Origin of the sequence: Enterobacter chengduensis, from assembly GCF_001984825.2 — a bacterium.
Lineage (GTDB): Bacteria > Pseudomonadota > Gammaproteobacteria > Enterobacterales > Enterobacteriaceae > Enterobacter > Enterobacter chengduensis.
This window is the reverse complement of record NZ_CP043318.1, coordinates 1,550,763-1,576,520: the sequence shown is the minus strand read 5'-3', so window position 1 is coordinate 1,576,520 and position 25,758 is coordinate 1,550,763. Positions and strand designations below refer to the sequence as shown.

Genomic DNA, 25,758 nt, shown 5'->3' with positions numbered 1-25,758 from the left:
TCGCTATGGTTAGGGTTAAGCGTTGCTGGTGGCGTGGCCACAGCAATATAATGAGAATTGTTATCATTCTAAAAATGCTTGAGGAGTAAGAGATGGCTATTACTAAGCTGGTCCTGGTGCGTCACGGCGAAAGCCAGTGGAACAACGAAAACCGCTTTACCGGTTGGTACGATGTTGATCTGTCCGAGAAAGGCGTAAGCGAAGCAAAATCAGCAGGTAAACTGCTGAAGGAAGAAGGCTTCAGCTTTGATTTTGCTTACACCTCTGTGCTGAAACGTGCCATCCACACCCTGTGGAACGTGCTGGACGAACTGGATCAGGCCTGGCTGCCGGTTGAGAAATCCTGGAAGCTGAACGAACGTCACTACGGTGCGCTGCAGGGCCTGAACAAAGCGGAAACCGCTGAGAAATACGGCGACGAGCAGGTTAAACAGTGGCGTCGCGGCTTCGCAATCACCCCGCCAGAGCTGACCAAAGATGACGAGCGCTACCCGGGCCACGATCCGCGTTACGCGAAGCTGACCGACGCCGAGCTGCCAACCACCGAAAGCCTGGCGCTGACCATCGATCGCGTTGTGCCTTACTGGAACGAAACTATTCTGCCACGCCTGAAAAGCGGCGAGCGCGTGATTATCGCCGCTCACGGTAACTCCCTGCGTGCGCTGGTGAAATACCTGGACAACATGAGTGAAGACGAAATCCTCGAACTGAACATCCCAACCGGCGTACCGCTGGTGTATGAGTTCGACGAGAACTTCAAGCCAATCAAACACTACTACCTGGGTAACGCGGACGAAATCGCGGCGAAAGCAGCGGCCGTTGCGAACCAGGGTAAAGCGAAGTAATTTTCGCTGACCATAAAAAAAGCGCGGAGCCTTCCGCGCTTTTTTATTTGTGCCTGAGCATTCAGCCGCGACGCGCTTTAACCGCATTCGCCAGCTGGCGCAGGAGGGCGTCGGTATCGTCCCAGCCGATGCAGGCATCGGTGACGCTTTTGCCATACACCAGCGGCTCGCTGCCTTCCAGATTCTGGTTACCTTCAACCAGGTGGCTTTCGATCATCACCCCAATCACCGCCTTCTCGCCGCCGGCAATCTGCTGGCAGACGTCTGCCCCCACTTCCATCTGCTTTTTGAACTGCTTGCTGGAGTTGGCGTGGCTGAAATCGATCATCACCTGCGGCGACAGCCCGGCTTTCTCCAGCCCGACCTTCACTTCTGCCACATGTTTTGCACTGTAGTTTGGCTCTTTACCGCCGCGCAGAATGATATGGCAGTCACCGTTACCGCTGGTATTCACTATGGCGGAATGACCCCATTTGGTCACGGAGAGGAAGCAGTGCGGCGCACCCGCTGCGTTGATGGCGTCGATAGCCACCTTAATGGTACCGTCAGTGCCGTTCTTGAACCCTACCGGGCAAGAGAGGCCGGACGCCAGCTCGCGGTGAACCTGAGATTCAGTGGTGCGGGCACCAATTGCCCCCCAGCTCATCAGGTCTGCCAGATACTGCGGCGTAATCATGTCCAGGAATTCACCGGCCGCAGGCAGGCCGCTGTCGTTGATCTCCAGCAGCAGCTTGCGCGCAATGCGCAGGCCGTCGTTGATCTGGAAGCTGTTATCCATATGCGGATCGTTAATCAGCCCTTTCCAGCCCACGGTGGTGCGCGGTTTTTCAAAGTAGACGCGCATCACAATTTCCAGCTCGTCCTTCAGCTCTTCACGCAGGGTGAGCAGACGGGCGGCGTACTCTTTCGCGGCGGCGGGATCGTGGATGGAGCATGGGCCAATCACCACCAGAAGACGATCGTCATTACCTTTCAGGATCTTATGGATCGCTTTACGAGCATGAGAAACCGTGTTTGCGGCATTTTCAGTGGCGGGGAATTTCTCAAGGAGCGCTACGGGAGGTAATAACTCATTGATCTCTTTAATGCGTAAATCGTCGTTCTGATAATTCATCTTCTTTCCAGCTCTGCCATATCTTTAGTAATGAAAGCAATCCTTTCAATCTATCTTGTCGGTATGGAAGTGTAAACACGGTTTTACACTTCACGCAGATAATTCCTGGAATTCACCTAAAAATCGCCACAAAATAGAGAAAAGTGAGATCTAACCTAAGCTTTTTAACTGTAACAACCACTTTTACATGCTTAAACGCGATTCCCTACTGACGTAAGTCCGTATGGTGGAATCTTTCGCCTTTGAAAAGATGCACTGTTGGAGATGTTATCCAGCGTAACGACAAGAACAGGAGCACCATGATGAAAATGACAAAACTGGCAACCCTCTTCCTGACCGCCACACTCACTTTAGCCAGCGGCAGCGTCCTGGCCGCGGAAACGGGTACCTCAGACAGCAACGGGGATGCTAACGCAGCAGCGGCAGCAGGCCAGGTTGCCCCTGATGCGAAACAGAATATCGCCCCAAATAACGTCGACAACAGCCAGATCAATACCGGGAACACCAACACTGGCGGTACCATGATGCATCCCAACGGCGGCAGTTCCGGTACCATGAACCATGACAATATGAGTTCAGATGAGGTCCATAAGAACTCTGTGTGCAAGGACGGCAAATGCCCGAACCCTAACGACAAGGTGGGTAGCGACGCCAATACCAAAACCGATGGCACGACCCAGTAACGGGTTCCGATCGGGAATAAAAAGGAGAGCTCAGGCTCTCCTTTCTTTTTGGAGTAACCTATTAAAAACGCTACACTAAAAACAATAACACATCAGGAAAGCAGACATGGCGCACTCCCATTCCCACTCGCACGCTCCCGGCAACGACAACGCAAAACGACTGCTGCTGGCCTTTGGCGTCACGGCAACGTTTATGATTATCGAGGTCATTGGCGGCCTTGTGTCCGGCTCTCTGGCGCTTCTGGCAGATGCCGGGCATATGCTGACCGATGCCGCCGCGCTGCTCTTCGCCCTGCTGGCCGTGCAGTTCGCGCGTCGTCCAGCGAACGCGCGCCATACCTTCGGCTGGCTGAGGCTGACCACCCTTGCCGCGTTTGTTAACGCCATCGCGCTGGTGGTCATTACGATCCTCATCGTCTGGGAGGCCGTACAGCGCTTCAGACACCCTCAGCCTATCGCCGGGGCAACAATGATGGTCATTGCGGTGGCGGGACTGCTGGCCAATATTCTGGCGTTCTGGATTTTGCATCGCGGTAGCGGGGAAAAGAACCTCAACGTGCGTGCGGCGGCCCTGCATGTGCTGGGTGATTTGCTCGGTTCAGTTGGGGCGATTGTCGCAGCGCTGGTGATCCTCTACACCGGCTGGACGCCTGTCGATCCGATTCTGTCCGTGCTGGTATCGTGTCTGGTCTTGCGCAGTGCCTGGCGGCTGCTGAAGGAGAGCGTGAATGAACTGCTTGAAGGGGCGCCTGCCTCCATGGATATCGACGAGCTGAAGCGTAACCTGCGCCGTTCAGTTCCGGAAGTGCGCAATGTTCATCATGTGCACGTCTGGCTGGTGGGTGAAAAACCGGTGATGACGCTGCACGTCCAGGTGATCCCGCCTCACGATCACGATGCGCTGCTCGATCGCATCCAGCACTTCCTGGAGCACAACTACGATATTAGCCACGCCACCGTCCAGATGGAGTATCAGCCCTGCAGCGGGCCGGACTGCGACCTTAACGAGGCGCAGTCCGGCCATTCACATCACCATCACCACTAGCTGGAAAGCGCGTGGGAACCTCGCTCGCGCGCGCTGTTAATCCACATCCGGCTACCGTTGAGCGCGATGAAGGTCAGCAGCAGGTACTCCAGCGACATGGCATAGACGCCCTGTAGCGCGAAGATCGCTACGCTGATGACGTTGATAACGACCCACAGCAGCCAGTTCTCAACGTATTTGCGGGTCATCAGGATCATCGCCGCAATCGACAGCACCATCATGCAGGAATCCCAGAACGGGAAGGCATCCGGCTGGAGCACAGGCATCGTCACGTTCAGGCCTAAACCGGACATGACCGACACCGCAACGCGGGTCAGGAACGCAAACACCGGGTTGATGTAGACGGTCATTAAGCCAATGGCGACCACGCAGGCAACAAACCAGGCGATGGCTTTCGGCAGGGGGAGCCAGCGGATCTGCAGCTCAGCTTCCTGCTGGCCGTTCTGACGCGACCACGCGTACCAGCCGTAAATATTGGCGGCGAAGAAAAACAGCTGCAATAGCAGGCTGGCGTACAGCTGGATCTGAAAGAAGATAATCGCAAAGAGCGTGACGTTAATCAGCCCGAATGCATAATTGCTAATCTTCTCCAGGCTTGCCAGCCAGATGCAGAGTAATCCCGCCAGCGTGCCGACGGCCTCAATCCATGACAGGTCATAGCCACCTGCACCAATCGGTATATGTACCAGAATGTTCTGCGTGCTAAAAAAATCCATCTTTTCCCCGGGACGTGTTGAATTAAGTACGTAGTGTAGCCGCAAAATCCAGCATGCGGTTAAGCGGAATTAACGCGCCTTCACGCAGAGCGGCATCCACGTGGATTTCATGCGCTGCGCCGCCTGTCTCCAGCCCTTCGGCAATGGCCTTCAGGCCGTTCATCGCCATCCACGGACAATGCGCACAGCTGCGGCACGTCGCGCCCTCGCCCGCCGTTGGCGCCTCAAGGAGCTCTTTCTCCGGCACGGCCTGCTGCATCTTGTAGAAAATACCGCGATCGGTCGCCACGATGAGCTGCCTGTTTGGCAGCGTTCTGGCTGCGTTGATAAGCTGGCTGGTTGATCCCACGGCATCCGCCATGTCGACAATCGACTGCGGTGACTCAGGGTGAACAAGAATGGCGGCGTCAGGGTACAGCGCCTTCATGCGTGCCAGCGCCTGGGTTTTGAACTCATCGTGCACAATGCAGGCACCCTGCCAGCAGAGGACGTCTGCGCCCGTCTGCTTCTGAACGTAATTGCCGAGATGGCGGTCAGGCGCCCAGATAATTTTCTCGCCCAGGCTGTCCAGATGCTCAATCAGCTCAACTGCGATGCTGGAGGTCACGACCCAGTCTGCCCGCGCTTTTACCGCCGCGGAAGTGTTGGCGTAAACCACCACGGTCCGGTCAGGATGCGCGTCGCAGAAAGCCGTGAATTCATCAATCGGACAGCCGAGATCCAGCGAACACTCCGCATTGAGCGTGGGCATCAGAATGGTTTTTTCAGGGCTGAGGATCTTTGCCGTTTCGCCCATAAAACGCACGCCGGCGACGAGCAGCGTGGAAGCGGGATGTTTTGCCCCGAAGCGCGCCATCTCAAGCGAGTCAGAAATACAGCCCCCGGTCTCTTCCGCCAGCTGCTGGATTTCCGGGTCGGTGTAGTAATGGGCTACCATCACCGCATCGCGCTCTTTGAGAAGACGTTTGATCTTCTCGCGGTAGAATTGCTTTTCATCAAGGCTCAGCGGGGCAGGCTTTGGCGGAAAGGGGTAGATTGCGGCTTCGGGATCAAACATCACGCTCATTATGGCTTCTCGTTTTACTGGCTTAACAATATTGCCTTTCTTTTGCCTGACATAGCAAAACGCATGGCAATTGTGTTTTGTATACTAAACAAGATAGCGAATATGAGAGAAAAAGTCACCGGAAATAGGTGCGGATAGCATTTGTCGGGTGGCGGCTTCGCCTTACCCGACCTACAAAAGCTCCAGGTAGCAAAAAGGCGCCTTTAGGGCGCCTTTCTACACTGGTGGGTCGTGCAGGATTCGAACCTGCGACCAATTGATTAAAAGTCAACTGCTCTACCAACTGAGCTAACGACCCCTTGCGGGATTTTTTCTTCGAAGTGGTGGGTCGTGCAGGATTCGAACCTGCGACCAATTGATTAAAAGTCAACTGCTCTACCAACTGAGCTAACGACCCATTCGGGTGCTGACTTCGAAGATTTTTACTCGGTACCACTTTTAAGTGGTGGGTCGTGCAGGATTCGAACCTGCGACCAATTGATTAAAAGTCAACTGCTCTACCAACTGAGCTAACGACCCGAGTGGTGGGTGATGACGGGCTCGAACCGCCGACCCCCTCCGTGTAAAGGAGATGCTCTACCAACTGAGCTAATCACCCACTCTGTACTGCCGGAACTGCTTTAAGTGGTGGGTCGTGCAGGATTCGAACCTGCGACCAATTGATTAAAAGTCAACTGCTCTACCAACTGAGCTAACGACCCACTTTTACGCTGTTTTCACGTTGTTTGATATCCCGTGGCAACGGCGGCATATATTACTGATTTAAGAATTCAGCGCAACAAAAATTTCGATGAAGATCACTTAACTGCTTAGTAATCATGCTGCACGACCAGAAATAACGCGATTTCTGGTCATGCGATAATCATCCCATCGAATTCAGACGTTTTTGCGCCTGCTTAGCACCTTCGGTACCTGGGAATTTTGCGACCACCTGCTGATAAACCGCTTTGGCTTTCGCCGTATCGCCTTTGTCCTGCATGATCACGCCCACTTTGTACATCGCATCAGGCGCTTTCGGCGATTTCGGGTAATTTTTCACCACGGAGGCAAAATAAAACGCCGCATCGTCCTTTTTACCCTTGTTGTAATTCAGCTGACCGAGCCAGTAATTCGCATTCGGCTGGTAAGTGGAATCAGGGTATTTCTTAACAAAGTTCTGAAACGCAGCCAGCGCGTCATCCTGACGAGATTGATCCTGCACCAGGGCAATGGCCGCGTTGTAGTCCGTATTCGCGTCACCGCTCTGTACAGGCGCACCTGTTGAAGCAGACGCGTCCGCAGCCGGAGCTGATGTTGCTGCACCGCTCTGATCGCCCGCGGCTGGCTGTGCTTGTGCTGCACCACCACCGCTGCTCAGGCTATCAATTTGCAGCAAAATCTGCTTCTGGCGTTCCACAACCTGGTTCAACTGATACTGGCTTTCCTGAATCTGGCCGCGGAGAGAGTCAATATCATTCTGGTTGTCGGAAAGTTGTTGCTGGAGCTGGGTTAAAAGCTGGCTGTGAGCGTTAGAAATACGCTCGAGTTGAGTGACCCGGTCTTCTACCGAGCCTGAGCCGACACTACTGATTGGTGCCTGAGCAAAAGCGGCCCAGGGGGCCGCTATTCCAACCAGTAACGACAGACTCAACAGATGATGTCTGAAGTTACTGCTCATGCCATTCTCTTAGTAAACCAGTACGGCACGACGGTTTTTGGAGTAAGCCGCTTCGTCGTGACCCAGTACTGCAGGTTTTTCTTTACCGTAAGAAACGATGGAGATCTGGTCAGCAGAAACGCCTTTACCCTGCAGGTACATTTTAACAGCGTTAGCACGACGTTCACCCAGGGAGATGTTGTACTCTGGAGTACCACGTTCGTCCGCGTGACCTTCTACGGTGACTTTGTAAGATGGGTTGCTACGCAGGAAGTTAGCGTGAGCATCCAGCATCGCAGCGAAGTCAGAACGGATGTCGTATTTATCCAGATCGAAGTAAACGATGTTGTTCTGCTGCAGCTGCTGCATCTGAAGACGCGCCTGCTCTTCAGAAGACATGTTGCCATTGCCGTTCGCGTCCATACCGGTGCCGGCACCCATCATGCCTTCGCCGCTCTGGTCATTGCTGGCGTTCTTGTTAGAAGAACACGCTGCGATTGCCATTACAGGCAGAGCGATCATCAGCCCCTTCAGCACTTTGTTCAGTTGCATTTCTATGATTCCTTTAGTAATCAATTAATTATTATTTACAGATACGGCGACCAGGCAGGTGATTTTACCTGTCCATCAGTGGCCGGAATACGCGCTTTGAAACGCCCATCCGTAGAAACCAGATTCAGCACAGATCCCATCCCCTGAGAAGAGCTGTAGATTACCATCGTGCCGTTAGGTGCCAGACTTGGCGTTTCATCCAGGAACGTTGACGACAGAACTTGAACGCCACCCGCTACCAGATCTTGTTTGGCAATGTGCTGCTGCCCACCGTTTGAGCTGACCATTACCATAAATTTACCGTCGGTGCTCACGTCTGCGTTCTGGTTCTGTGAACCTTCCCAGGTAATACGCTGCGGAGCACCGCCGTTGATGTTGACTTTATAGATTTGTGGACGGCCAGCCTGGTCAGAGGTAAACGCCAGGTTTTGACTGTCCGGGAACCATGATGGTTCGGTGTTGTTGCTGCGACCATCCGTCACCTGACGGATCTGGCCAGAGCCAATGTCCATCACGTACAGGTTCAGGCTACCGGTTTTCGACAGCGCAAACGCCAGTTTAGACCCGTCCGGAGAGAACGAAGGCGCGCCGTTGTGACGTGGGAAGGACGCTACCTGACGAACGGCACCGTTTGCCAGCGTCTGAATAACCAGCGCTGAACGGCCGCTTTCGAAGGTCACATAGGCGAGCTTAGAACCGTCCGGAGACCATGCTGGAGACATCAGCGGCTGTGAGGAACGCTTCACCAGGAACTGGTTGTAGCCGTCGTAGTCAGAGACGCGCAGCTCATACGGGAACTGACCACCGTTGGTCTGCACTACATAAGCAATACGGGTACGGAACGCACCTTTAATGCCGGTGAGTTTTTCAAATACCGCATCGCTGGCAGCGTGAGCCGCGTAGCGCAGGTACTGTTTAGTGACCTTGTAAGAGTTCTGAGCCAGAACGGTACCCGGTGCACCACCGGTATCCACCAGCTGCCAGGCCACGTTGTAAGAGCCGTCCGGGTTAGGGGTAACCTGACCCACAACGACCGCATCAATACCCAGCGCAGACCATGCAGCAGGCTGTACTTCCTGCGCGCTGCCCGGCTGCTGAGGCAGACGAGAACGATCTAACGGGTTGAATTTACCGCTGTTACGCAGGTCAGCCGCCACGATGCCACCGGCATCTTCAGGTGCAGCGCCAGGACCGGCCCACTGGAACGGAACGACGCCGATTGGGCGTGCCGAGTCCACCCCCTGGGTGATCTCGATACGTACTTCTGCGTGCAGGACTGCTGCCCACAGCATTAAAAAACCAAATGCTACACGTAATGCCTGCTTCATCATATCTCCCTTATCCGGGTAACCTTACCCACGATAATTTAGCAGAATGTTAACAAACTCAAATAGACAAAACTACCGAACCCTGTGACTAAACCTGGTCTATTTTTCCCCGTTTGCACGGGGAAAATGTAACTTAAGGTTTGAAGTCCAGCGGCGCATTTTTGAAGACTTCGTAGACTGCCTGCGAAGGCGGTTTAGGCATCTTCGCCTGACGCGCTGCAGCCAGGGCCGCAGTGCATAAAGCCGGGTCGCCACCTTCAGACTTAATATCCAGCAGCATGCCGTCCGGAGCCAGTTTTATACGCAACGTACACGTTTTACCGGCATAGGAAGACGCATCATAGAATCGGCTTTCAATAGCGGATTTAATCTGCGCGGCATAACCGTTGATTTCAGCCCCTGTCGCACCGTTACTCTTAGTGTTACCGCTTCCCGTCGGCGCTGCGTTGTTTCCTTTCGCACCACCGCCCGTTTTCGGCGCATTCTTACCGGAGCTCAAATCGCCCAGCAGATCGTCAACCCCTGCGGCGGCAGCAGCTTTCTCAGCGGCGGCGGCCTTCTTCGCAGCGGCTTTTTCAGCTGCCGCTTTCTTATCGGCAGCGGCCTTCTCAGCTGCAGCTTTTTTATCAGCAGCGGCTTTTTCGGCGGCTGCCGCTTTTTCTGCTGCTGCTTTTTCAGCAGCAGCCGCTTTCTTCGCGGCCTCGGCAGCAGCTTTCTTCTCTGCTTCCTGAGCGGCTTTTTTCGCGGCTTCCGCTTCGGCTTTCTTCTGAGCATCGGCAGCGGCTTTCTTCGCGGCTTCCGCTTCAGCTTTCTTCTGAGCATCAGCAGCGGCTTTCTTCGCGGCTTCCGCTTCGGCTTTCTTCTGGGCATCAGCAGCGGCTTTCTTCGCCGCTTCTGCCGCTAATTTTGCCTGGGCATCAGCCTGCGCTTTCGCGTCCGCTGCGGCTTTTGCTGCCGCCTCTTCCGCCTGCTTTTGCTGCTCCTGGGCTTTCTTCGCGGCCTCTTCGGCTTGTTTCTGCTGTTCCGCCTGCGCTTTCGCGGCTTCCTGCGCCTGCAAACGTTCTTTCTCAAGCTGCTTCAAACGCTCCTGCTCTGCGGCCTGCTTTTCACGCAGCTCTTCCGCCTGCTGTTGCGCCTGTTTTTCACGCTGCTCTTCAGCCCGTTTGGCACTCGCTTTCTGCTGTTGTTCGCGATTATAGTTCTGTACTACCGCACCGGGATCCACCATCACGGCGTCAATGGAAGAGCCTCCACCGCCGCCGGCTGATGCATCAATATGCTCGTCGAACGAACTCCAGATCAGCGCTGCAAAAAGAATAACGTGCAGCACTGCGGAGACGATTATCGCTCGCTTAAGCTTGTCGTTCTGTTCGGTTGCCTTTGACACTATCGGTTCCCAAAAACTACGCGGATGATTAAATAGGTTGGGTCATTAAGCCAACTGACTTAACGCCCGCACTATGTAGCAAGTTCAGCGCTTTAATAATTTCATCGTAGGGTACGTCCTTCGCGCCACCGATTAAGAAGACCGTTTTCGGATTTGACGCCAGGCGACGCTGCGCTTCAGCAATAACCTGCTCAGGCGGCAGCTGATCCATACGATCTTTCTCGACCACCACGCTGTATTGCCCTACGCCGGAAACCTCAATGATAACAGGAGGATCGTCATTGGTGCTCACCGCCTGTGATTCTGTCGCATCCGGCAGATCCACTTCCACGCTCTGGGTAATGATGGGCGCTGTTGCCATGAAGATCAGCAGCAGTACCAGCAGGACGTCCAGCAGTGGAACGATATTGATTTCGGACTTGAGCTCGCGACGACCTCGTCCACGCGATCTGGCCATGGTTTACCCCTTGTTGCTCTCGGTGCTGGTAAACGCCTGACGGTGCAGAATCGCGGTGAACTCTTCCATAAAGTTGTCGTAGTTCAGTTCCAGTTTGTTCACGCGCTGGTTCAGACGGTTATACGCCATAACCGCCGGAATGGCCGCAAACAGACCGATAGCGGTCGCAATCAGTGCTTCAGCGATACCCGGTGCAACCATCTGCAACGTCGCCTGCTTTACCGCGCCCAGCGCGATAAAGGCGTGCATGATCCCCCACACGGTACCAAACAGGCCGATATACGGGCTGATGGAACCGACAGTGCCGAGGAATGGAATGTGCGTTTCGAGATTTTCCAGCTCACGGTTCATCGAGATACGCATCGCACGCGAGGCACCTTCCACCACCGCTTCCGGCGCATGATTGTTTGCACGATGGAGACGAGCAAACTCTTTGAAACCGCTATAAAAAATTTGCTCGGAGCCTGTAAGGTTTTCACGGCGTCCCTGGCTTTCCTGATACAGACGAGAAAGCTCAATACCCGACCAGAACTTATCTTCAAACGCTTCAGCTTCACGGCCAGCGGCATTGAGGATACGCGTTCTCTGGATAATGATGGCCCAGGATGCGATTGAAAAACCAATCAAAATCAACATGATAAGTTTAACCAGAAGGCTTGCCTTCAGGAACAAATCAAGGATATTCATGTCAGTCACTGCTTAAACTCCGCGACAATAGACTTAGGAAGCGCACGAGGCTTCATTATGGTTGGATCAACACAAACAATCAGCACTTCAGCTGAGTTCAGTACGGTATTCTCTGCGTTGACTATCCGCTGCGTGAAAACCAGTGAGGTCCCGCGCATTGATGTAATTTCAGTTTGGACTTCGAGCATATCGTCGAGTCTGGCAGGCGCAAAGTACTCAAGCGTCATCTTGCGTACCACGAAGGCAACTCGCTCAGCCAACAGCACCTGTTGACTAAAGTGATGATGGCGCAGCATCTCTGTGCGTGCCCGTTCATAAAAAGCAACGTAGCTGGCGTGGTAAACCACACCACCGGCATCGGTGTCTTCGTAATAGACGCGAACCGGCCATCGAAACAGCGTTGTATTCACTTTACATCCCAGTAATGCAACAAAAGTTAATGCTTTTAAACTTCGCTACTATACGCGCGGGAATGAGGGTTGGGAATGGGAGAAAGTAAACGGAGAGTAAATTTTTATGGGCTTGGGTAAGCCCATAACGTTAACGGACATTTCTTATTCAGAAGAAGAAGAAAATCAAACCGGCGAGAAGCACCAGGTCGGCAATCAGCGGGCAAAAAATTCCCTGCCAGTGAACGGCTTTCGGACGAAAGCCCACGCCGTGGATCACCCCAGCACACACCGCCCACATAATGAGGAAGCCGTGCCAGATTTCAAGCTCGCTGGTCTTCGCTGCAAAGCGCGACGGGTCCCAGAAGATACAACCTGCCAGCAGTAATGCCATCACTAAAGAAAGCGCCCGTAACGGGCGCTTATCCATTACCGCATATAACGTTGCGATAATATTCATCAGTGTTTTTCTTCACCCGCTTTGGTCGCTTCGACGTGCTCAAGCGCCAGGGCAGTGATGACACCAAATGCACAGGCAAGAAGCGTCCCTAAAATCCATGCGAAATACCACATATTCAGCTCCTTACTTAGTACATAGAGTGGGTGTTGCTTTCGATATGTTCTTTGGTGATGCGGCCGAACATTTTCCAGTAACACCAGATGGTGTAGGCCAGAACGATCGGAACAAACACGCAAGCAACGTAAGTCATCAGGTTCAGCGTCATATGGCTGGACGTTGCATCCCACATGGTCAGGCTAGCATTCAGCATGGTGCTGGATGGCATGACGAATGGGAACATGGCAATACCCGCCGTCAGGATGATGCATGCCAGGGTCAGTGAAGAGAACACGAACGCCAGCGCGCCTTTCTCCAGACGAGACGTCAGCACGGTCAGCAGCGGCAGCAGCACGCCCAGCGCCGGAATCGCCCACAGCGCAGGGGTGTTGTTGAAGTTCACCAGCCATGCCCCTGCCTGACGCGCCACTTCTTTGGTCAGTGGGTTAGACGGCGCGGTATGGTTGATCGCAGAGGTCACCACGTAGCCATCAATACCGTACACCACCCACACACCGGCCAGCGCGAAGCAGACCAGCGTGACCAGCGCAGCAACCTGAGCCGTCGCGCGGGAACGCAGGTGCAGCTCACCCACCGTACGCATCTGCAGGTAGGTAGCGCCCTGGGTGATGATCATCGCCACGCTCACCACACCCGCCAGCAGACCAAACGGGTTCAGCAGCTGGAAGAAGTTACCGGTGTAGTAGAGGCGCATGTATTCGTCCAGATGGAACGGTACGCCCTGCAGCAGGTTACCGAACGCCACGCCGATCACCAGCGGTGGAACGAAGCTACCGATGAAGATGCCCCAGTCCCACATGTTGCGCCAGCGGGTGTCTTCAATCTTGGAACGGTAGTCGAAACCGACCGGACGGAAGAACAAAGAGGCCAGCACCAGAATCATCGCCACATAGAAGCCGGAGAACGCAGCCGCGTAGACCATCGGCCAGGCAGCAAACAGCGCGCCGCCTGCGGTGATCAGCCACACCTGGTTACCGTCCCAGTGCGGGGCGATGGAATTGATCATGATTCGACGCTCGGTGTCATTACGACCGAGGAAACGGGTGAGCATCCCCACCCCCATGTCGAAACCATCGGTGACGGCGAAACCGATCAGCAGAACGCCAATCAACAGCCACCAGATAAAACGCAATACTTCATAATCGATCATTTGATGACTCCTGTCTTAGCGTGCCGGCTGAGTAGTCGCAGTGGACTGCTCGTAGTGATAGCGACCGGTTTTCAGGCTGCTTGGGCCAAGGCGCGCGAACTTGAACATCAGGAACAGTTCAGCCACCAGGAACAGGGTGTACAGACCACAAATCAGCAGCATGGAGAAGATCAGATCGCCCGCTGTCAGGGACGAGTTCGCTACCGCGGTTGGCAGTACCTCACCAATCGCCCATGGCTGACGGCCATACTCGGCAACAAACCAGCCGGATTCAATCGCGATCCACGGCAGTGGAATACCGTACAGCGCGGTGCGCAGCAGCCATTTTTTCTCGCCGATACGGTTGCGAATCACGGACCAGAAGGAGGCCGCAATGATCAGCAGCATGATGATGCCGCAGCCCACCATGATACGGAATGCAAAGTACAGCGGCGCAACGCGCGGAATGGAGTCTTTGGTTGCCATCTGGATCTGCGCTTCCGTCGCATCAGAAACGTTCGGGGTATAGCGTTTCAGCAGCAGACCGTAACCCAGATCTTTCTTCACGTCGTTGAACTGGTCGCGCACCGTCTGATCGGTAGAACCGGCACGCAGCTGTTCCAGCAGCGAGTAGGCTTTCATACCGTTACGAATACGCTCTTCGTGCTGAACCATCAGCTCTTTCAGACCGGTTACCTGCTTATCAACAGAACGGGTGGCGATGATGCCCAGCGCGTAAGGGATCTGAATCGCGAAGCGGTTTTCCTGCGCGTCCTGATCGGGAATACCGAACAGCGTAAAGGCGGCAGGCGCCGGCTGGGTTTCCCATTCGGCTTCGATCGCAGCCAGTTTGGTTTTCTGCACGTCACCCATTTCGTAACCGGATTCATCACCCAGAACGATAACAGAGAGGATGGCAGCCATACCGAAGCTTGCAGCGATAGCAAAGGAGCGCTTAGCAAACGCGAAGTCGCGACCGCGCAGCATGTAGTAGGAGCTGATACCCAGGACAAACATCGCGCCGCACACGTAGCCAGAGGCAACGGTGTGAACGAATTTAACCTGCGCAACCGGGTTCAGGACCAGCTCGGCAAAGCTGACCATCTCCATGCGCATGGTTTCGAAGTTGAAATCAGACGCGATAGGGTTCTGCATCCAGCCGTTCGCCACCAGGATCCACAGCGCGGACAGGTTCGAACCTAATGCCACCAGCCAGGTCACCGCCATATGCTGGACTTTACCCAGACGGTCCCAGCCGAAGAAGAACAGACCTACAAAGGTGGATTCGAGGAAGAATGCCATCAGACCTTCAATGGCCAGCGGCGCACCGAAGATATCCCCTACATAGTGGGAATAGTAAGACCAGTTAGTCCCGAACTGGAACTCCATGGTCAAACCGGTTGCCACGCCCAGTGCGAAGTTGATACCAAACAACTTGCCCCAGAACTTGGTCATATCTTTATAAATCTGTTTGCCGGAGAGAACGTATACCGTTTCCATGATGGCCAGCAGGAACGCCATACCGAGCGTCAGCGGCACAAAAAGGAAGTGGTACATCGCGGTCAAGGCAAACTGTAAGCGCGACAGTTCGACTATATCTAACATCATGACTCCTTGCTCATCGCATGAAGACTCCGAGAGTGAACCCCGTCAGAGAGAGATCCACACGCATGCCCCAATACAAATTATTCGCATCCTTGTCGTCGTTATTACCCTAAAGGAAGATAAAAACGATGACGTGAGGTTACAAATACGTTAATAAAAAACTCAAATTGATCCCGCAAATATAATACGCTGCAAAACCCTTACAATAAACAGGTTTTTATTGAATCACATTTACGTTTTTCGACGGCGATCAATTTATAGCAAAATTACCACTTTTCGGCCATTTTGATCGGGGACAATTTAGCGCCTTTTGATGGGTTTTTCCAAGGATTAAACATTGATTTAAATCAAAAACAATCCGTTATGTTAATTGTGTTTTGATGTGGTGAACATGGTAAAAACCATGTTAAAGATATGTATATGAAATACAATTAAGGTTATCGAATCGACAGATAAATATAAACAGAAGTGATTTTTATTAACTCAGCAATCCTGAACGACCGATTTATTCAGGACATAAATTTTAGTGTATTTTTCATTTTTTTCCATCTGCTCGCTGCAAGGTAAATGAATAACAATTATTTTACTTTCACACCCTCTCTAATTAACACCACTGTGTGACTATTGCATGACGCCCGGCAGGCAATAAAAAAAGGCCGCTTTACAGCGGCCAACCATGTCGAAACGGACATTTTTATACTGCAACGCCCCCCTTTCGGGGAGCAGAGAGGACTTACTTAATGATGGATTTCAGTGCTTCGCCGATATCCGCCAGGCTGCGAACGGTCTTCACGCCTGCGGCTTCCAGCGCTGCGAATTTCTCATCAGCCGTACCTTTACCCCCGGCAATGATCGCGCCTGCGTGACCCATGCGCTTGCCTTTCGGCGCGGTTACACCGGCGATGTAACCGACAACCGGCTTGGTCACGTGTTCTTTGATGTAAGCAGCCGCTTCTTCTTCCGCGCTACCACCGATCTCACCGATCATCACGATCGCTTCGGTCTGTGGATCTTCCTGGAACATCTTCAGGATGTCGATGAAGTTAGAGCCCGGGATCGGGTCACCGCCGATGCCCACGCAGGTGGACTGGCCGAAGCCGTAGTCGGTGGTCTGCTTAACCGCTTCATAGGTCAGGGTACCGGAACGGGAGACGATGCCCACTTTGCCCGGCTTGTGAATGTGGCCCGGCATGATGCCGATTTTGCATTCGCCCGGGGTGATAACGCCCGGGCAGTTCGGGCCGATCATGCGCACGCCGGCTTCATCCAGCTTCACCTTCACGGTCAGCATATCCAGCGTTGGGATACCTTCAGTGATGGTGATGATCAGCTTGATGCCCGCGTCGATCGCTTCCAGAATGGAGTCTTTGCAGAACGGTGCCGGAACGTAGATCACGGTCGCGGTTGCGCCCGTCGCTTCTACGGCTTCACGCACGGTGTTGAACACCGGCAGGCCCAGGTGCGTGGTGCCGCCTTTACCTGGCGTTACGCCGCCAACCATCTGCGTGCCGTAGGCAATCGCCTGTTCGGAGTGGAAAGTCCCCTGGCTACCGGTGAAGCCCTGGCAGATAACCTTGGTATCTTTATTAATTAAAACTGACATTATTTCCCCTCCACTGCGGCAACAACCTGCTGAGCTGCATCCGTCAGACTTTTCGCTGCAATAATATTCAGGCCGCTGTCAGCCAGTTTTTTCGCGCCGAGTTCAGCGTTGTTACCTTCCAGACGCACAACAACCGGAACGTTAACGCCCACTTCTTCTACCGCACCGATGATACCGTCGGCGATCAGGTCGCAACGTACGATACCGCCGAAGATGTTAACCAGAACGGCCTTCACGTTGTCGTCAGAGAGAATGATTTTGAACGCTTCGGTTACGCGCTCTTTGGTTGCGCCACCGCCCACGTCGAGGAAGTTCGCTGGCTCACCGCCGTGCAGCTTAACGATGTCCATGGTGCCCATTGCCAGGCCCGCACCGTTAACCATGCAGCCAATGTTGCCGTCCAGCGCCACGTAGTTCAGCTCCCACTGTGCAGCCTGTGCTTCACGCGGGTCTTCCTGAGACTGGTCGCGCATTTCGCGCAGATCCGGCTGGCGGAACAGCGCGTTGCCGTCAGCGCCCAGCTTGCCGTCGAGGCAGATCAGGTCGCCCTGGGTGGTGATCACCAGCGGGTTGATCTCGATCAGCGCCAGATCGCGCTCCAGGAAGATGGTCGCCAGACCCATGAAGATCTTGGTGAACTGCTGAACCAGCTTGCCTTCCAGGCCCAGCTTGAACGCCAGCTCGCGACCCTGGTAAGGCATTGGGCCCGCCAGCGGATCGATAGCCACTTTGTGGATCAGGTGCGGGGTCTCTTCCGCCACTTTTTCGATTTCCACGCCGCCTTCGGTAGACGCCATGAACACCACGCGACGGGAGCTACGGTCAACAACCGCGCCCAGGTACAGCTCTTTTGCGATGTCGGTCGCGGCTTCAACCAGGATCTGGTTAACCGGCTGGCCGTTCGCATCCGTCTGGTAGGTCACCAGACGCTTGCCGAGCCAATGTTCCGCAAACGCGCGAATCTCTTCTTTGCTCTTAACAACCTTCACACCGCCCGCTTTACCACGGCCACCAGCGTGAACCTGACATTTAACTACCCACGGGCCGGAACCGATTTTAGATGCGGCTTCTTCTGCTTCACGCGGGGTAGTACAGGCATAACCCACCGGAGCCGGTAAGCCATACCGGGCAAACAGCTGTTTGGCCTGATATTCATGTAAGTTCATGTGTTCTATCCATCCTTCAGGGTAATCGTTATCTTCAAACCTGTAGACCGGCGCGATGTGTGTGCCGGATGGCGCTACGCTTATCCGGCCTACAGGGCAGGTGATGCTAAATCGTTACTAGACGTCCAGCAGCAGACGCGTTGGATCTTCCAGCAGCTCTTTAATCGCGACCAGGAAGCCCACGGACTCGCGGCCGTCGATCAGGCGGTGGTCGTAAGAGAGCGCCAGGTACATCATCGGCAGGATCTCAACTTTACCGTCTACCGCCATCGGACGATCTTTAATGGCATGCATACCCAGGATCGCGCTCTGCGGCGGGTTGATGATCGGGGTAGACATCAGCGAGCCGAATACGCCGCCGTTGGTAATGGTGAAGTTACCGCCGGTCAGGTCGTCTACGGTCAGCTTGCCGTCGCGGCCTTTCACGGCCAGCTCTTTAATGTTTTTCTCGATGTCAGCCATACCCAGGGTATCCACGTCACGCAGAACCGGGGTCACCAGGCCGCGTGGAGTAGACACCGCCATGCTGACGTCGAAATAGTTGTGGTAAACCACGTCATCGCCATCGATGGACGCGTTCACTTCCGGGTAGCGTTTCAGCGCTTCAACAACCGCCTTCACGTAGAAGGACATAAAGCCAAGACGGATACCGTGACGTTTTTCAAACGCGTCGCCGTACTGCTTGCGCAGGTCCATGATGGGCTTCATGTTGACTTCGTTGAAGGTGGTCAGCATCGCGGTAGAGTTTTTCGCCTCCAGCAGACGCTCGGCCACGCGCTTGCGCAGGCGGGTCATTGGCACGCGTTTTTCGCTGCGGGCGCCCAGAGCAGGCTGAGCTGCTGCTGGCGCGGCCGCAGGGGCTTTCGCTTCTGCCGCCTGAGCAGGCGCTTTCGCCAGGTGCTTGTCAATGTCTTCGCGGGTCAGACGGCCGCCCACACCGGTGCCTTTGATAGCGGCCGGGTCGAGGCTGTGTTCAGCCAGCAGGCGACGGATCGCCGGGCTGAGCGCGTCGTTCGTCTGTTCTTCCAGGGAGGCCTGCTGGCGCTGCGCTGGCGTAGACGCTTTCTCTTCAGATTTCGCGCTGGACTCTTTGCCCGCGCTGTTGCCTTCACGCAGGCGACCCAGGATCTGGCGAGAGGTGACGGTGGTGCCTTCATCTTCCAGCACCGCGTCCAGTACGCCATCCGCCGAAGCCGGTACTTCCAGTACCACTTTGTCAGTTTCGATTTCTACCAGCACTTCATCGCGCTTAACGGCATCGCCTGGTTTTTTATGCCAGGTAGCGACGGTCGCATCTGCTACGGATTCAGGCAGGTCGGGAACAAGAATATCTACGCTACTCATTTTGTATCCTTTAATTAATCGACGTTCAGCGCGTCATTGACCAGATCTTGTTGCTGCTTCTGGTGAACGGACATATACCCTACCGCCGGAGAGGCGGAGGCCGGGCGACCTGCGTAACGCAGAGCGGACCCAAATGGAATCACTTCACGGAAATGATGCTGGCTGCAGTACCATGCGCCCTGGTTGAGCGGCTCTTCCTGGCACCAGACAAAATCATGTACGTGAGCATATTGTTTCAGCACTTCCTGCATCGCCTGATGCGGGAACGGATAAAGCTGTTCGATACGCACGATGGCGACATCTTTCTGATCGTTCTTGCGGCGCTGTTCAAGCAGGTCGTAATAAACCTTACCAGAACACATCACCACGCGCTTCACGCCCTGCGGATCCAGCTCGTCAATTTCACCGATGGCTGGCAGGAAGGTGCCGTTCGCCAGCTCGTCCAGGCTCGACACCGCCAGCGGGTGACGCAGCAGGGATTTCGGCGACATGACCACCAGCGGACGGCGCATACCGCGCAGCGCCTGACGACGCAGCATGTGGTACACCTGCGCCGGGGTAGACGGCACGCAGACCTGCATGTTCTGCTCGGCGCAAAGCTGCAGATACCGCTCCAGACGCGCGGAGGAGTGCTCCGGACCCTGGCCTTCATAGCCGTGCGGCAGCAGCATCACCAGACCACACATACGGCCCCACTTCTGCTCGCCGGAGGAGATGAACTGGTCGATAACCACCTGCGCACCGTTGGCGAAGTCACCGAACTGCGCTTCCCAGATGGTCAGAGTGCGCGGTTCCGCCGTGGCATAACCATATTCGAAGGCCAGTACCGCTTCTTCAGACAGCACGGAGTCCCAGACCTTGAACTGGCCCTGACCGTTGTGCACGTGCTGCAGCGGAGTATAGGTTGAACCGTTGGACTGGTTGTGAACCACCGCGTGACGGTGGAAGAAGGTGCCGCGGCCCGCATCTTCACCGGACAGACGTACAGGAATGCCTTCGTCAACCAGCGTCGCGTAAGCCAGCGTTTCCGCGCCGCCCCAGTCGAACAGCTTCTCGCCTGCCGCCATGGACTGTCGGTCAGCGTAGATTTTCTGCACGCGAGACTGCATCTCGATGGCGTCCGGCACGGTGCTGATGCGTTTAGCCAGCTCCTGCAGGCGCTTCATCTCAACCTTGTTCGGGTAGCTCTCATCCCACTCGTGATTGAGGTACGGCGACCAGGTAAAAGAGTGCATGTTCATCGGACGCAGCTCTTTCACCACGCATTCACCCGCATCCAGCGCGTCGCGGTAGAGGTTGACCATTTCGGTCGCATCTTCCAGCGTCGTCACTTTGTCGCTCTCCAGCTTGTCAGCATAGATTTTGCGCGGGGTCGGGTGTTTTTTGATTTTCTGGTACATCAGCGGCTGGGTTGCACTTGGCTCATCCGCTTCGTTGTGGCCGTGACGGCGGTAGCAGAAGAGGTCAATGAACACATCGCGTTTGAAGGTATTACGGAAGTCCAGCGCCAGACGGGTAACGAAGGCAACGGCTTCCGGGTCATCCGCGTTAACGTGGAAGATTGGCGCCTGCACCATCTTACCGATGTCGGTGCAGTACGGGGTAGAGCGCGCATCCAGCGGGTTAGAGGTGGTGAAGCCCACCTGGTTATTGATCACGATGCGAACGGTACCGCCCACTTCATAACCACGCGCTTTCGACATGTTCAGGGTTTCCTGAACCACGCCCTGCCCTGTGACCGCCGCATCGCCGTGAATGGTGATGGGCAGTACTTTGTTGCTGCTCGGCTCGTCCAGACGATCCAGACGCGCGCGCACGGAACCGATAACCACCGGGCTGACGATCTCCAGGTGCGACGGGTTAAACGCCAGCGCCAGGTGAACCAGACCGCCTTCGGTTTCGATATCAGACGAGAAGCCCATGTGGTACTTCACATCGCCGGTGCCGAGGTGTTCTTTATGTTTGCCCGCGAACTCGTCGAACAGGTCCTGCGGTTTTTTACCCAGCACGTTGACCAGCACGTTCAGACGACCGCGGTGCGCCATGCCCAGCACCACTTCACGGGTGCCGCTCTTGCCTGCGTGACGAATCAGCTCCTTCAGCATCGGCACCAGCGCGTCGCCGCCTTCCAGCGAGAAGCGTTTTGCGCCCGGGAATTTCGCGCCCAAGTAGCGCTCAAGCCCTTCCGCTGCGGTGAGTTCGTTCAGGAAGCGTTTTTTCTCGTCAGCCGAGAAGGTCGCGTGGCCCGCTACGGATTCGATGCGCTGCTGGATCCAGCGTTTCTCTTCGGTAGAGGTAATGTGCATGTATTCCGCGCCGATGGAGCCGCAGTAGGTTTGCTTGAGCGCGTCAATCAGATCGCCCAGCTTCATCGTGTCTTTGCCGATGGCAAAGGAACCTACGTTAAAGCTTTCCTGGAAATCGGCCTCGGTCAGATCGTGATACGCCGGATCGAGATCGGCCACACGGTCTTGTTTCCACAGTCCCAGCGGATCGAGATTCGCATGCTGGTGACCGCGGAAGCGATAAGCGTTGATAAGCTGCAGGACTTTAACCTGCTTCGCATTGGCGTCAGGGTCGGAAATCGCAGAAGAGTAACGTGAGGCATCCTTCGCCAGACGACGGAAATAATCACGTGTTTTGGAATGGAATTGATCCGGTTTGACCCCTGTGCCAGGCAACTGCTGGAACATGGAACGCCAGTTTGCGTCCACTGAGTCAGGATCGGTTAAGAAGTCTTCATAGAGCTGTTCAATCCAGCTCTGGTTTGCACCAGAAAGGAAAGAAGAGTCCAGCCAGGCTTTCATTGCGCCGTTCTGCATCGTGATCCCTTAAGCATTTTTATGCTTACTTTCGCCGTAGAAACTACCACGCACACCGCGTGTACGTGCCGGGGTTCACCTGCGAGCTCTATGTGGCCCGCGAAGGAACCTTTAGAAACTGTCTAAATAATCTTCGTCGTTCCGGCTGCGACTGCGTTGCGGCTTTCACTCCCCCCAGTCACATAGTTCACTATGCTCCTGGGGATTCGTTCAACCGCGCCTTGTCTCGCGCTGAACGTCTCGATTATTTACTTATCTGGCAGTTTTTAAAGGTTTCTGCAATCTGTTCCCTCTCCCTTTGGGAGAGGGTTAGGGTGAGGGGAACAGTGCTCCCCTCTCACGACTTATGCACTGCGCTGCAGCAGCATCGACTTAATATGGCCGATGGCGCGCGTCGGGTTCAGCCCCTTCGGACACACACTGACGCAGTTCATGATGCTATGGCAGCGGAATACGCTGAAAGCGTCACTCAGTCCTTCCAGACGGCTGTCGGTTTCGGTATCGCGGCTATCGATCAGGAAGCGATAGGCAGCCAGCAGGCCGGCCGGGCCGATAAACTTGTCCGGGTTCCACCAGAACGACGGGCAGGACGTAGAACAGCATGCGCAGAGAATACACTCGTACAACCCGTCGAGTTTTTCACGCTGCTCGGGAGACTGTAAGTGCTCGCGAGCGGGTGGATTTTGCCCATTATTCAATAAGTAAGGCTTAATCTTCTCATATTGTGCATAGAATTGCCCCATGTCTACCACCAAATCACGCACGACCGGCAGGCCTGGCAGAGGACGGATAACAATTTTCTGACCAGGACGCTGCAGCGCGGAAATTGGCGTGATGCAGGCCAGGCCATTTTTGCCGTTCATGTTCACCCCGTCAGAGCCACACACCCCTTCACGGCAGGAGCGGCGGAACGACAGCGTTGGATCTTTTTCTTTCAGCTGGATTAAGGCATCCAGCAGCATCATGTCGCGACCTTCTTCCGCTTCCAGGGTGTAGTCCTGCATGCGCGGAGCGTCATCAACATCCGGGTTATAACGATAAACTGAGAATTCGAGTTTCATTATCCTGTCTCCGCATTAGTAAGTACGAATCTTCGGCGGGAACGCCGGACGCAGTTTCGGTTCCATGTTGACGCTACGACGCGTCATGGTTTCCGACTCTGGCAGGTACAGGGAATGGCACAGCCAGTTTTCGTCATCACGATCCGGGAAGTCGAAGCGGCTATGCGCGCCACGACTTTCGGTACGGAAGTTTGCCGACATCGCGGTCGCGAACGCGGTTTCCATCAGGTTATCCAGCTCCAGGCACTCAACGCGCTGGGTGTTGAACTCGCTGGAGGTATCGTCCAGACGGGCATTTTTCAGACGCTCGCGGATCGCCTTCAGCTGCTCAAGACCTTTGGCCATCGCGTCGCCTTCGCGGAATACCGAGAAGTTGTGCTGCATGCATTCCTGCAGGGCTTTACGGATTTCCACCGGATCTTCGCCGTTACGGTTGCCGTTCCAGCGGTTGAGGCGCTCCAGAGAAGCATCAATTTCGTCGTCGGTCGCGTCACGCAGCGCGCCCTGCTCGGCAATGGATTCCTGCAGATGCAGACCCACTGCGCGACCAAACACCACCAGGTCCAGCAGCGAGTTGCCGCCCAGACGGTTGGCGCCGTGTACGGATACGCAGGCGATTTCGCCTACCGCGAACAGGCCAGGAATGACCACGTCTTCGCCCTGCTCGTTCACGGTCAGCGCCTGACCGGTCACTTTGGTCGGAATACCGCCCATCATGTAGTGGCAGGTTGGGATAACCGGAATCGGCTCTTTCACCGGGTCGACGTGTGCGAAGGTGCGGGACAGCTCCAGAATGCCCGGCAGACGGGATTCCAGCACTTCTTTACCCAGATGGTCGAGCTTCAGCTTCGCGTGTGGACCCCACGGGCCGTCACAGCCGCGGCCTTCGCGGATTTCGATCATGATGGAACGCGCCACCACGTCACGACCCGCCAGGTCTTTCGCATTCGGGGCATAACGCTCCATGAAGCGTTCGCCGTGTTTGTTCAGCAGGTAACCGCCTTCACCGCGGCAGCCTTCCGTTACCAGAACGCCCGCTCCGGCGATACCGGTTGGGTGGAACTGCCACATTTCCATATCCTGCACCGGCACGCCCGCGCGGATAGCCATACCGACACCGTCACCGGTGTTGATGTGGGCGTTGGTGGTGGACTGGTAAATACGGCCTGCGCCGCCGGTCGCCAGCACGGTCGCGCGGGCTTTGAAGTAAACCACTTCACCGGTTTCGATGCACAGCGCGGTACAGCCAACAATTGCGCCGTCGGCGTTTTTCACCAGATCCAGCGCGTACCACTCGGAGAAGATGGTGGTGTGGTTTTTCAGGTTCTGCTGATACAGAGTGTGCAGCAGCGCGTGGCCGGTACGGTCAGCCGCCGCCGCGGTACGTGCCGCCTGCTCGCCGCCGAAGTTTTTCGACTGGCCGCCAAACGGACGCTGGTAGATGGTGCCGTTTTCCAGACGGGAGAACGGCAAGCCCATATGGTCCAGCTCCAGAATCGCTTCCGGGCCGGTCTTACACATATATTCGATGGCATCCTGGTCGCCGATGTAGTCGGAACCTTTCACCGTGTCGTACATGTGCCATTCCCAGTTATCTTCATGGGAGTTACCCAGCGCAACGGTGATACCGCCCTGCGCGGATACGGTGTGGGAACGGGTTGGGAACACTTTAGAGAGCAGCGCACAGGTCTGGCCGCTCTGGGAAATTTGCAGTGCGGCACGCATACCTGCGCCACCGGCACCGATTACAACAGCATCAAATTCTCTGACTGGCAGTTTCATTACACACCCCACACCACAACGAATCCATAAATAACGTAAACCACCAGTGCAACGACAATGGCCAGCTGCAGAGGGAGGCGAATCGCCAGCGGTTTAACGTAATCGGTCAACACCTGCCACATGCCAATCCAGGCATGAATAAGGATGGAGAACAGCGCCAGCAGGGTGAACACTTTGGTGAAGGCGGATCCGAAGAACCCACTCCAGATTTCCCACGTCAGCGTGCCGCTGGTCGCGAAGAAACCGATCATATAGATGATGTAAAGGGTGAGAACGATAGCGGTAGCACGGACAAGAATGAAGTCATGTACGCCGTTGCGTCCTAATGCGGAGGCGTTGCTTACCATACGAGAACTCCTGCGAGAAGTGAAAGCACGACTGTAATCACAAATGAAATGTTAGCGGAGCGTTTCCCGGCTTCGAAAGTCTCTTCCAGGTAGCCAAAGTCCATCAGCATATGGCGAACGCCGACAACGACGTGATACGCCAGCGCGGTCAGAATGCCCCACATGATGAATTTCACGAAGAAGCTGTTCATGATGGCGGAGGCCTGGAGGAATCCTTCAGGGGAAGAGAGGCTGGTACCCAGTAACCACAGCAAAATGCCGACCGCCACAAACGTAATCACACCAGAGACACGGTGCAGAATGGACGCTATTGCTGTTACGGGGAACCGGATCGTTTTGAGATCCAGATTGACAGGTCTTTGTTTTTTCACATTTCTTATCATGAATAACGCCCACATGCTGTTCTTATTGTTTCCT

25 protein-coding genes and 5 tRNA genes are annotated in these 25,758 nt (G+C 55.0%); 3 read left to right on the top strand and 27 right to left on the bottom strand.

Features of this window, described 5'->3' with window-relative positions:
* Window positions 1–92 precede the first annotated feature (92 nt).
* Window positions 93–845: a 2,3-diphosphoglycerate-dependent phosphoglycerate mutase gene (gene gpmA, locus FY206_RS07805; RefSeq protein WP_032638945.1), complete on the top strand. Its 753-nt coding sequence runs from the start codon at window positions 93–95 to the stop codon at window positions 843–845.
* Between the two features lie 61 nt (window positions 846–906).
* Here gpmA and aroG read toward each other — a convergent pair whose 3' ends face one another.
* Window positions 907–1,959, bottom strand: a complete 1,053-nt coding sequence (aroG, locus tag FY206_RS07800; RefSeq protein ID WP_032638943.1) for a 3-deoxy-7-phosphoheptulonate synthase AroG — start codon at window positions 1,957–1,959, stop codon at window positions 907–909.
* A gap of 302 nt (window positions 1,960–2,261) precedes the next feature.
* Here aroG and FY206_RS07795 point away from each other — a divergent pair, with 302 nt between their 5' ends.
* Together FY206_RS07795 and zitB are read left to right on the top strand one after the other, a co-directional pair.
* Window positions 2,262–2,642, top strand: a complete 381-nt coding sequence (locus tag FY206_RS07795) for a protein YbgS (protein ID WP_032638941.1) — start codon at window positions 2,262–2,264, stop codon at window positions 2,640–2,642.
* Window positions 2,643–2,748: 106 nt separating this feature from the next.
* Window positions 2,749–3,687: a CDF family zinc transporter ZitB gene (gene zitB, locus FY206_RS07790; protein ID WP_032638939.1), complete on the top strand. Its 939-nt coding sequence runs from the start codon at window positions 2,749–2,751 to the stop codon at window positions 3,685–3,687.
* Here the strand turns inward: zitB and pnuC are convergent.
* The 26 genes from pnuC to sdhC all read right to left on the bottom strand — a co-directional run bounded on the left by pnuC (window position 3,684) and on the right by sdhC (window position 25,739).
* Window positions 3,684–4,403, bottom strand: coding sequence for a nicotinamide riboside transporter PnuC (gene pnuC / locus FY206_RS07785; RefSeq protein WP_032638937.1), 720 nt, complete (start codon window positions 4,401–4,403; stop codon window positions 3,684–3,686). The genes zitB and pnuC overlap by 4 nt on opposite strands.
* Window positions 4,404–4,425: 22 nt before the next feature.
* Window positions 4,426–5,469, bottom strand: coding sequence for a quinolinate synthase NadA (gene nadA, locus FY206_RS07780; RefSeq protein WP_032638935.1), 1,044 nt, complete (start codon window positions 5,467–5,469; stop codon window positions 4,426–4,428).
* Window positions 5,470–5,691: 222 nt separating this feature from the next.
* Window positions 5,692–5,767, bottom strand: a tRNA-Lys gene (locus tag FY206_RS07775).
* Window positions 5,768–5,790: 23 nt separating this feature from the next.
* Window positions 5,791–5,866 (bottom strand) — tRNA-Lys (locus FY206_RS07770).
* Window positions 5,867–5,912: 46 nt separating this feature from the next.
* Window positions 5,913–5,988: transfer RNA gene (locus FY206_RS07765), tRNA-Lys, on the bottom strand.
* 3 nt (window positions 5,989–5,991) lie between these two features.
* Window positions 5,992–6,067, bottom strand: a tRNA-Val gene (locus FY206_RS07760).
* Window positions 6,068–6,094: 27 nt separating this feature from the next.
* Window positions 6,095–6,170 (bottom strand) — tRNA-Lys (locus FY206_RS07755).
* 161 nt (window positions 6,171–6,331) lie between these two features.
* A complete protein-coding gene (cpoB, locus tag FY206_RS07750; RefSeq protein ID WP_032638933.1) occupies window positions 6,332–7,126 on the bottom strand; it encodes a cell division protein CpoB in 795 nt (264 codons plus the stop codon).
* 9 nt (window positions 7,127–7,135) lie between these two features.
* The gene (gene pal / locus FY206_RS07745) at window positions 7,136–7,657 is read right to left on the bottom strand and encodes a peptidoglycan-associated lipoprotein Pal (RefSeq protein ID WP_003858578.1); all 522 of its coding nucleotides are present in this window, start codon (window positions 7,655–7,657) and stop codon (window positions 7,136–7,138) included.
* Between the two features lie 35 nt (window positions 7,658–7,692).
* The gene (gene tolB, locus FY206_RS07740) at window positions 7,693–8,985 is read right to left on the bottom strand and encodes a Tol-Pal system beta propeller repeat protein TolB (RefSeq protein WP_032638931.1); all 1,293 of its coding nucleotides are present in this window, start codon (window positions 8,983–8,985) and stop codon (window positions 7,693–7,695) included.
* 133 nt (window positions 8,986–9,118) lie between these two features.
* Window positions 9,119–10,372 carry a cell envelope integrity protein TolA gene (tolA, locus tag FY206_RS07735; protein WP_032638929.1) on the bottom strand — a complete coding sequence of 418 codons (1,254 nt, stop codon included), beginning with the start codon at window positions 10,370–10,372 and terminating at the stop codon, window positions 9,119–9,121.
* Between the two features lie 28 nt (window positions 10,373–10,400).
* Window positions 10,401–10,829 carry a colicin uptake protein TolR gene (tolR, locus tag FY206_RS07730; protein WP_032638928.1) on the bottom strand — a complete coding sequence of 143 codons (429 nt, stop codon included), beginning with the start codon at window positions 10,827–10,829 and terminating at the stop codon, window positions 10,401–10,403.
* Between the two features lie 3 nt (window positions 10,830–10,832).
* Window positions 10,833–11,525, bottom strand: coding sequence for a Tol-Pal system protein TolQ (gene tolQ / locus FY206_RS07725; protein ID WP_008501101.1), 693 nt, complete (start codon window positions 11,523–11,525; stop codon window positions 10,833–10,835).
* Window positions 11,522–11,926: a tol-pal system-associated acyl-CoA thioesterase gene (gene ybgC, locus FY206_RS07720; RefSeq protein WP_003858593.1), complete on the bottom strand. Its 405-nt coding sequence runs from the start codon at window positions 11,924–11,926 to the stop codon at window positions 11,522–11,524. The genes tolQ and ybgC overlap by 4 nt, the downstream gene beginning before the upstream one ends.
* 148 nt (window positions 11,927–12,074) lie before the next feature.
* A complete protein-coding gene (gene ybgE, locus FY206_RS07715; RefSeq protein WP_010428735.1) occupies window positions 12,075–12,365 on the bottom strand; it encodes a cyd operon protein YbgE in 291 nt (96 codons plus the stop codon).
* A complete protein-coding gene (gene cydX, locus FY206_RS07710; RefSeq protein ID WP_003858598.1) occupies window positions 12,365–12,478 on the bottom strand; it encodes a cytochrome bd-I oxidase subunit CydX in 114 nt (37 codons plus the stop codon). Before cydX ends, ybgE begins: the two co-directional genes overlap by 1 nt.
* A 14-nt stretch (window positions 12,479–12,492) precedes the next feature.
* Window positions 12,493–13,632: a cytochrome d ubiquinol oxidase subunit II gene (cydB, locus tag FY206_RS07705; RefSeq protein ID WP_032638926.1), complete on the bottom strand. Its 1,140-nt coding sequence runs from the start codon at window positions 13,630–13,632 to the stop codon at window positions 12,493–12,495.
* 15 nt (window positions 13,633–13,647) lie between these two features.
* Window positions 13,648–15,216 carry a cytochrome ubiquinol oxidase subunit I gene (gene cydA, locus FY206_RS07700; RefSeq protein WP_032638923.1) on the bottom strand — a complete coding sequence of 523 codons (1,569 nt, stop codon included), beginning with the start codon at window positions 15,214–15,216 and terminating at the stop codon, window positions 13,648–13,650.
* A 733-nt stretch (window positions 15,217–15,949) separates the two neighbouring features.
* Window positions 15,950–16,819 carry a succinate--CoA ligase subunit alpha gene (gene sucD / locus FY206_RS07695; RefSeq protein ID WP_014169173.1) on the bottom strand — a complete coding sequence of 290 codons (870 nt, stop codon included), beginning with the start codon at window positions 16,817–16,819 and terminating at the stop codon, window positions 15,950–15,952.
* Window positions 16,819–17,985, bottom strand: coding sequence for an ADP-forming succinate--CoA ligase subunit beta (sucC, locus tag FY206_RS07690; RefSeq protein WP_006809579.1), 1,167 nt, complete (start codon window positions 17,983–17,985; stop codon window positions 16,819–16,821). The genes sucD and sucC overlap by 1 nt, the downstream gene beginning before the upstream one ends.
* 117 nt (window positions 17,986–18,102) lie before the next feature.
* Window positions 18,103–19,329, bottom strand: a complete 1,227-nt coding sequence (gene odhB, locus FY206_RS07685; RefSeq protein WP_032638921.1) for a 2-oxoglutarate dehydrogenase complex dihydrolipoyllysine-residue succinyltransferase — start codon at window positions 19,327–19,329, stop codon at window positions 18,103–18,105.
* 14 nt (window positions 19,330–19,343) lie between these two features.
* Window positions 19,344–22,151 (bottom strand): 2-oxoglutarate dehydrogenase E1 component, encoded by a 2,808-nt coding sequence (gene sucA, locus FY206_RS07680; RefSeq protein ID WP_032638919.1) that lies wholly within the window; start codon window positions 22,149–22,151, stop codon window positions 19,344–19,346.
* Window positions 22,152–22,495: 344 nt separating this feature from the next.
* A complete protein-coding gene (gene sdhB / locus FY206_RS07675) occupies window positions 22,496–23,212 on the bottom strand; it encodes a succinate dehydrogenase iron-sulfur subunit SdhB (protein ID WP_008501090.1) in 717 nt (238 codons plus the stop codon).
* A 15-nt stretch (window positions 23,213–23,227) separates the two neighbouring features.
* Window positions 23,228–24,994 carry a succinate dehydrogenase flavoprotein subunit gene (sdhA, locus tag FY206_RS07670; RefSeq protein ID WP_032638917.1) on the bottom strand — a complete coding sequence of 589 codons (1,767 nt, stop codon included), beginning with the start codon at window positions 24,992–24,994 and terminating at the stop codon, window positions 23,228–23,230.
* On the bottom strand, window positions 24,994–25,341 hold the full coding sequence (gene sdhD / locus FY206_RS07665; RefSeq protein WP_008501088.1) for a succinate dehydrogenase membrane anchor subunit: 348 nt from the start codon (window positions 25,339–25,341) through the stop codon (window positions 24,994–24,996). The genes sdhA and sdhD overlap by 1 nt, the downstream gene beginning before the upstream one ends.
* Window positions 25,335–25,739 carry a succinate dehydrogenase cytochrome b556 subunit gene (sdhC, locus tag FY206_RS07660; protein ID WP_020684965.1) on the bottom strand — a complete coding sequence of 135 codons (405 nt, stop codon included), beginning with the start codon at window positions 25,737–25,739 and terminating at the stop codon, window positions 25,335–25,337. The genes sdhD and sdhC overlap by 7 nt, the downstream gene beginning before the upstream one ends.
* Window positions 25,740–25,758: the final 19 nt, after the last annotated feature.